Here is a 5,711-nt window from a genome sequence, read left to right as displayed (position 1 = left end):
GATCACGCCGTGCAACCTGTCGCTGGACCGATTGGCCAAGTCCGTCAAGGAGGGCGTATTCGCCGCCGGCGGCTATCCGCTCGAGTTCGGCACGATCTCGGTGTCGGATGGCATCTCGATGGGCCACGAGGGCATGCACTTCTCCCTGGTGTCGCGCGAGGTGATCGCCGACAGCGTGGAAACCGTCATGCAGGCCGAACGCCTCGATGGGTCGGTGCTGCTGGCCGGCTGCGACAAGTCACTGCCCGGCATGCTGATGGCCGCGGCTCGCCTGGATCTGGCCGCGGTCTTTCTCTATGCGGGCTCGATCCTGCCGGGCCGGGCCAAGCTGTCCGACGGCACCGAGCGCGATGTGACGATCATCGATGCGTTCGAGGCGGTCGGCGCCTGCGCCCGCGGCCTGATGCCGCGCGAGGACGTCGACGCGATCGAGCGGGCCATCTGTCCCGGCGAGGGCGCCTGCGGCGGCATGTTCACCGCCAACACCATGGCCAGCGCGGCCGAAGCGCTGGGCATGTCGCTGCCGGGCAGCGCCGCACCGCCGGCGACCGACCGTCGGCGCGACGGATACGCACGACGCAGCGGCGAAGCGGTCGTGGGTCTGTTGCGCCGCGGGATCACGGCCCGCGACATCTTGACCAAGGAGGCGTTCGAGAACGCGATCGCGGTGGTGATGGCGTTCGGTGGCTCGACCAACGCGGTGCTGCATCTGCTGGCTATCGCACACGAGGCCGACGTGAAGCTGTCGCTGGCCGACTTCAGCCGGATCGGCGCCAAGGTGCCGCACCTGGCCGACGTCAAGCCGTTCGGCAAGCACGTGATGTTCGACGTCGACCACATCGGCGGTGTGCCGGTGGTGATGAAAGCACTGTTAGACGCCGGCCTTTTACACGGCGATTGCCTGACCGTGACCGGGCAGACCATGGCCGAGAACCTCGCGCACATCGCCCCACCCGACCCGGACGGCAAGGTGCTGCGGGCATTGGACAACCCGATCCACCCCACCGGCGGGATCACCATCCTGCACGGTTCGCTGGCGCCCGAAGGCGCGGTGGTCAAATCGGCCGGCTTCGACTCCGATGTGTTCGAGGGCACGGCAAGGGTTTTCGAGCGCGAGCGGGCGGCACTTGATGCCCTGGAGGACGGCACCATCACCCACGGTGACGCGGTGGTGATCCGCTACGAAGGCCCCAAGGGCGGACCGGGCATGCGGGAAATGCTCGCCATCACCGGCGCCATCAAGGGCGCCGGGCTGGGCAAGGATGTGCTGCTGTTGACCGACGGCCGGTTCTCCGGCGGCACCACTGGCCTGTGTGTCGGACACGTCGCGCCCGAGGCGGCCGACGGCGGGCCGATCGCCTTCCTGCGCGATGGCGACCGGATCCGGCTCGACGTCGCAAACGGCACCCTGGAGGTGCTCGGCGATGCCGACGAGTTCGCTTCCCGCCGTGAGGGTTTCACCCCGCTGCCGCCGCGCTACACGTCCGGCGTGCTGGGCAAGTACGTCAAGCTGGTGGGATCGGCAGCCCACGGAGCGATCTGCGGGTAACCGCCTACTTCACCAGCGCGATCGCGAAGCCGTCCCAGTGCTTGGCGCCCACCGTCTGCAGCACCGCGGTGTCGAGCCCGGAATGCTCACCCATCAGCTCGAGCACCCTTCTCGTCCCGCGCACCACCGCATCTTGATCGGGCGACAGGATCGCGCCCTCCCGAATCACGTTGTCCACCACGATCACTGATCCGGGGTGGGTGAGCTTGACGGCCCACTCCAGGTAGCCGGGGTTGTTTTCCTTGTCCGCGTCGATGAACACCAGGTCGAACGGACCGCCAGTGACGCTCGGCAGCGTATCGAGGGCGGCGCCGACGATCACTTCCACCCGATCGCCGACACCGGCGCGGTCGATGTTGGCCCGGGCCACCTCGGCGTGCTTGGGCTCGTACTCCAGCGTGGTGACTCGACCGTGCGGGCCGGCGCCGCGAGCCAGCCAGATCGTGCTGAAGCCGCCCAGTGTCCCGATCTCCAAGATGCGACGGGCCCCGACCGCGGTGGCGAGCAGGCTCAGGAACTTGCCCTGTTGCGCCGAGACGGCGATCTTCGGCAACCCGGCGGCGTCGCTGTCCTCGAGAGCGGCGGACAACATCGGGTCGTCGTCCAGCAGGGTGGTGTCCAGATATTCGTCGACTTCAGCGGGAGTTGGCTTTTGGGTCATGCGCCAACGCTAGCCCGGCGCCGACGCATGCCGCCACCGCATTAACCGTCCTTGCGATATACCCCCCAGGGGTATACTTTGGTCCATGTCAGGTCCCAATCCAGAAGAGGTGAAGACGATGTCCAACGAAGCAGGCACCCTGTTGAGCTGCGGTCATGACGGCTGCGGCTGCCGCGTCCGCATCGAGGTCGCATGTCACTGCAGCGGCACCGATCAGGCCTACATCTGCAAGTGCGGCGACGAGATGGTCGAGGTCGCCAGCTAGCGCACACCCTCCTTCGCGTACACCACCCGCAGCACGTGCCCGACTTCGGGCCCCATGACCAATTCGGCCAAGGTGCATAACGTCGCGACGTACTGCGACCCGTGCGGCGGCTGCACATCGCAAAGGTGGTGCGCGATTTCGTGCAGCACAACCAGTTCACGCATCGCCCAACCCGCGTCGTGGTGATCGGGTACCGCGATAATGCCTGTGCCGTCCTGGTTTTCGTAATGAGCTGCGGTCGAGGCCCGTCGGGCCCGCACCCGCAGCGGCGCCACCTTCGGCCACTGTCGTCGCAGTGCCGGCAGGGCCAGCACGTCGTCGATGTAGCGCTGCACCGCGGCCAACGACCCGAACCGGGCCTCGGGCGGCAGGGTCAACTGCGTGCCGAAGAATTCCACACTGGTCGAGCCGTGTTCCGCGGCCCGGTCGAACAGCGTCCGCACGAATTCCTCGGCGGCGTAGACCTTCGAGCGCTGCGAGTCCCGCGCGGACGAATCGTCGGCGTTCACCGCTCCAGCGCGCTCCGCGCCCCGGAGAGCTCGGAGCCGCTGCCCAGCCTTGCCCGTTTGCCGGCCCGATCCCCCGCCCGCCGAGCGGCCGACGAATATCCTGCGGTGGCACGGCTGGCCTGCCAGGTGCCCCGCGCCTTCGACGCCGTTCGGTAGTAGTCGCGGAGCTCGATCTCCTTGTTCCGCAGGGCGATTGCCGTGCCGGGCGGACGGCGACGGTCCTTCTTCGCATCTCGCTGCGTCTGCTCGCGAGCCTCGGCCAACCGATGACCCACCCGCGCTCCGAACGCCAGCTGGAAATTCAGCCGGGCGGTGATCGTCGGGGTCGGCCGGTGTGCGCCCGAGGAGATGTAGGAGTCTGACGCGCGGACCATCTGGACGACCAGGCTGGCGTACAACGCATGGGTGGCGTCGATGTCCTCGGCGAATCCGTAAGCGTAGACAAACGTCGAGTTGGACGCGACGTCGCAGCGGATGTCATTGGCGGAGGCGATCAGCACGAACAGCTGCACATAGGTACGCAGTCCCTTGGTGCCGGCGGCGCCGATGGTGATCGTGCGCTGCACGGGCGCCTGAGCGGGTGTGCGCTTGTCGGCGTGCGAGCGCGCGACCGCGAGGTCGATGGACGTCGCGGTGGCCAGCCGTTGAGCGGCGGACATGAACGCCTCGGCCTCGTGGGCGTTATCGGTGCCCTCGGCTTGACGCAACAGGGCTGCGATACGCGCCAGCATCTTGTCGTCAGTCACAGCACCAAACTAGAGGAACCGGGCGACATTTCAACGCGGCCACTCACAGTCTGGCGTTGATCCACGACACAACGTCGTCGAGGACCTGGTCCTGCTCCGGTTCGTTGAACACCTCGTGATAAAGCCCCGGATAAACCTTCAGCTCGACATCGGAACTACCCACGGCCGCGACCAACTGGCGGCTACCCTCGACCGGGATCAGCCGGTCATCGGATCCGTGCACGACCAGGAGCGGCGCGGTCAGCGACGGCGCTCGCTGCGGCATCGTCTCGCCGACCAGCAGCAGCGCTCGACCGATGCCCGCGGGAACCTTGCCGTGGTACACCAACGGATCGGTGTCGTAGGCGTTCACCACCGCCGGGTCGCGGGACACCGCGCTGGAGTCGAGTGCCTGCATCGGCAAACCCGGCGCGATCGCTCCGATGGTTTTGGCGATCCGGGCCAGCAGCGGAGAGACGGCCGTCTGGGCTGCCACCGCCGGCCCGGACAGCACCATCAAGTCGTAGTCGTCAGGATGCTCGACACCGTAGGCGAACACGATGCCGCCGCCCATGCTGTGGCCGAGGACGATGCGCGTCGCCCCGGGATGTTCTCTGGCGGCGATGCCGACCAGGGTGTCGAAGTCGCCGGTGTATTCGGAGATGTCTTTCAACAGCACCCGCTTGCCGCCCGAGCGGCCATGCCCGCGATGGTCGAGCGCGTAGGTCACCAATCCCTCGCGGCCGAACCGCGCGGCAACGTGGTCGTAGCGGCGGGCGTGTTCGCCGAGCCCGTGCGCGAGGATGACCAGGCCGCGCGGCGCGGTCCCGGTGTCCGCGGGGGTCCAGACGTCGTAAACGATGCGCACGCCGTCGACACCGTCGAAGGATCGCTCGGTACGCGTGGTTGTCATCAGGGGCAGCGTAGACCCACTGTCACAGGCAATACGTAAGCTCGGTCCGGTGAGCGTGCTCGCCCGCGAGTTGTCCGACGACGGCAGGAACCATTTCTCTGCCACCGCCGAGCCGTACCGACGTGAACTGCTCGCGCATTGCTACCGAATGACCGGGTCGCTGCACGATGCCGAGGACCTGGTACAGGAGACCTTGCTGCGAGCCTGGAAGGCCTACGACCGCTTCGAAGGAAAGTCGTCGGTGCGCACCTGGCTGCACCGTATCGCCACCAACACCTGCCTGACGGCGCTGGAGAATCGCCAGCGCCGGCCGCTGCCGACCGGGTTGGGCGCACCCAGCTCTGACCCGACCGCCGAGCTGGTCGAGGGCACCGAGGTGCCGTGGCTCGAGCCGTTGCCCGACGCGGCCGGCGATCCGGCTGATCCGGCAACGATCGTTGATACTCGCGAGTCGGTCCGGTTGGCGTTCGTGGCGGCCCTGCAGCACCTGTCGCCCCGGCAGCGCGCGGTGCTCCTTCTGCGCGACGTGCTGCAGTGGAAGGCCGCCGAGGTAGCCGACGCGATCGGCGCCAGCACGGCCGCCGTCAACAGCCTGCTACAGCGTGCGCGGTCGCAACTCGACGCCGCTGGCCCCAGTGCCGACGACCGATTGGTGGCGCCGGACTCACAGGACGCACAAGACCGGTTGAGGCGCTACATCGCCGCGTTCGAGGCCTACGACATCGACCGGCTGGTCGAGCTGTTCACCGCCGAAGCGATCTGGGAGATGCCACCATACGTCGGCTGGTACCAGCGACCGCAGGCGATCATCACGTTGATTCACCAGCAGTGCCCCGCCGACGAACCCGGCGACATGCGGATGGTCCCGCTGACCGCCAACGGCCAGCCCGCCGCGGCGATGTACATGCGCGACGGCGACGGCCATGTGCCGTTCCAGCTGCATGTGCTGGACGTACGGGCCGACGGGGTGTCTCGGGTGGTCGCCTTTCTCGACACCGGGCTATTCGCGAAATTCGGCCTGCCGCAACGCCTCTAGCCGCTGGCCGGAAGGCACCGGTCGGATTCCGAGATCTCAACGCCGATGAGTTT

7 protein-coding genes are annotated in these 5,711 nt (G+C 67.6%); 3 read left to right on the top strand and 4 right to left on the bottom strand.

Going from position 1 to position 5,711, the window contains the following annotated elements:
* On the top strand, positions 1–1,549 hold a 1,549-nt coding region (gene ilvD, locus VN856_RS04055), incomplete at its 5' end, for a dihydroxy-acid dehydratase (RefSeq protein ID WP_325686392.1).
* A gap of 4 nt (positions 1,550–1,553) precedes the next feature.
* On the opposite strand, the gene VN856_RS04050 is transcribed toward ilvD, so the two are convergent.
* Positions 1,554–2,210: an O-methyltransferase gene (locus VN856_RS04050; RefSeq protein WP_325686390.1), complete on the bottom strand. Its 657-nt coding sequence runs from the start codon at positions 2,208–2,210 to the stop codon at positions 1,554–1,556.
* Positions 2,211–2,295: 85 nt separating this feature from the next.
* Here VN856_RS04050 and VN856_RS04045 point away from each other — a divergent pair, with 85 nt between their 5' ends.
* Positions 2,296–2,475, top strand: coding sequence for a metallothionein (locus tag VN856_RS04045; RefSeq protein ID WP_414686861.1), 180 nt, complete (start codon positions 2,296–2,298; stop codon positions 2,473–2,475).
* Here the strand turns inward: VN856_RS04045 and VN856_RS04040 are convergent.
* The 3 genes from VN856_RS04040 to VN856_RS04030 are packed head-to-tail and all read right to left on the bottom strand — an operon-like array spanning position 2,472 to position 4,622.
* A complete protein-coding gene (locus VN856_RS04040) occupies positions 2,472–2,984 on the bottom strand; it encodes a TIGR04338 family metallohydrolase (RefSeq protein WP_325686388.1) in 513 nt (170 codons plus the stop codon). The two genes, VN856_RS04045 and VN856_RS04040, sit on opposite strands and share 4 nt — an antisense overlap.
* A complete protein-coding gene (locus VN856_RS04035; RefSeq protein ID WP_325686386.1) occupies positions 2,981–3,730 on the bottom strand; it encodes a DUF2786 domain-containing protein in 750 nt (249 codons plus the stop codon). The genes VN856_RS04040 and VN856_RS04035 overlap by 4 nt, the downstream gene beginning before the upstream one ends.
* 43 nt (positions 3,731–3,773) lie before the next feature.
* Complete coding sequence (locus VN856_RS04030; RefSeq protein ID WP_325686384.1) at positions 3,774–4,622, bottom strand: lysophospholipase; 849 nt, start codon at positions 4,620–4,622, stop codon at positions 3,774–3,776.
* Between VN856_RS04030 and VN856_RS04025 the strand changes: the two genes are divergently transcribed.
* A complete protein-coding gene (locus tag VN856_RS04025; protein WP_325686382.1) occupies positions 4,570–5,658 on the top strand; it encodes a sigma-70 family RNA polymerase sigma factor in 1,089 nt (362 codons plus the stop codon). The two genes, VN856_RS04030 and VN856_RS04025, sit on opposite strands and share 53 nt — an antisense overlap.
* Positions 5,659–5,711 lie beyond the last annotated feature (53 nt).

The sequence above is a fragment of the Mycobacterium sp. genome (assembly GCF_035603715.1).
Taxonomy (GTDB): domain Bacteria; phylum Actinomycetota; class Actinomycetes; order Mycobacteriales; family Mycobacteriaceae; genus Mycobacterium.
This window is presented reverse-complemented; position numbering and strand designations above follow the sequence as displayed.